The following is a 1,440-nucleotide window of genomic DNA, read 5'->3' as shown; positions in this document are numbered from 1 at the left end:
GTAAATGGCTATAAATTTTTTAAAATTAATGCGAAAAGTTTTTATTCCTCAAAGCTGACGGTAAAATGAAGAATAACCGAAGAAAAATCGAGAGAGGGTTAGGGATACTTCCCTATGGAAATTCAACCACACAGACGATAGGAAAGTGTGGGGGATTTCGCCTGTGTCATGACACAGGCAGTGCTTGCTATTCTTGCTATTCTTGCTATTCTTGCTATTCTTGCTATTCTTGTAGCGAATTCGGTATAACTTTGCTTTGGTAACTAAGTTAAGTTATTCTCAATGAAAAGAAGATGGAAAATAAAGGGCAAATCTCAACATTAAAAGGAATAAGCATCCTGATAATCGGGACATTTTTGAAAGTTGTTTATAATGTTTGGAATGTATGTGAAATGCTGTAGATAAAAGTACGAAAGTGAAAAAGTACGAAAGTAAAGAAAATATTGATTCTGCCGGATGTTTTTGTTAAAATAAAAATGTATTAATTTTATTAAGATTGTAATAGATGTTTGAGGTGTATAAGTGAATAGTGAAAAAAAATTGAGATTACAGGCTTTCAGTTGAAGTTGATAGCGATTATTGCAATGACACTTGATCACATAGGTGTGTTTTTTGTTGTACCTCCAGTTTATTTTTTATTTAGAGTCATTGGACGTGTTGCATTTCCTATAATTTGTTTCTTGATTGCAGAAGGATTTGTGCGTACTAAAAGTGTAAGAAAGTATATATTGCGATTGTCAGTGTTAGCAGTTGTTTCTGAACCTATTGTAGATAAATGCTTTTATGGGACTTTTTTTTATTCACAATCACAAAGCGTTTTAATATTATTTGTGATTGCGTTATTTGCGTTATATATATCAAAAAAAGTAGATGATAAATACGACGAAAGTAATTTTGTACGAATTCTTTTAAGAACTCTAATTATATTACTGACGAGTGTAATTATATATGTTTGCAAAACAGAATATGGAATATTAGGATTTTTTATGATTATTTCGTCCTATTACTTTAGGAAAAAATTGCCAGTGTTGATAGCAGCATTACTTGCTTGTAACTTTTTCTTTTTGGATCCAATACAAGCATTTGGAGGGGTGGCAGTTATACCAATAATCCTTTATAAAGGTAAACAGGGAAGAAAGATGGGATTATGGATGTATTTTTATTATCCGATTCACATTATTGCATTATATATAGTAATGGTTTCAATTAGTACAATGAATAGTTCCTATATTATATCAGAAAAGCAAATGACAGATATTACAGCAGAATCAACTGAAAAATGGGGGGGGGGACATAGTGTTTGATGAAGAGACAATCTTATTTATTGGTCAATTACCATTGGAATTTGATGGAAATGTGGAAACATATAATAACATAGAATTGAGTTGCCCGACAAATGGACAACCAATAGCACTTTGAAAACTTAACACATTAACCTCA

At 31.4% G+C, this 1,440-nt stretch carries 1 protein-coding gene; it reads left to right on the top strand.

Going from position 1 to position 1,440, the window contains the following annotated elements; genetic code table 11:
• Positions 1-560 precede the first annotated feature (560 nt).
• A complete protein-coding gene (locus ASU35_RS05300; RefSeq protein ID WP_058352012.1) occupies positions 561-1,304 on the top strand; it encodes a TraX family protein in 744 nt (247 codons plus the stop codon).
• Positions 1,305-1,440: the final 136 nt, after the last annotated feature.

Source organism: Acetivibrio ethanolgignens (genome assembly GCF_001461035.1).
GTDB classification, from domain to species: domain Bacteria; phylum Bacillota; class Clostridia; order Lachnospirales; family Lachnospiraceae; genus Velocimicrobium; species Velocimicrobium ethanolgignens.
The sequence above is the reverse complement of the archived record's forward strand: the minus strand, read 5'-3'. Positions and strand labels throughout refer to the sequence as shown.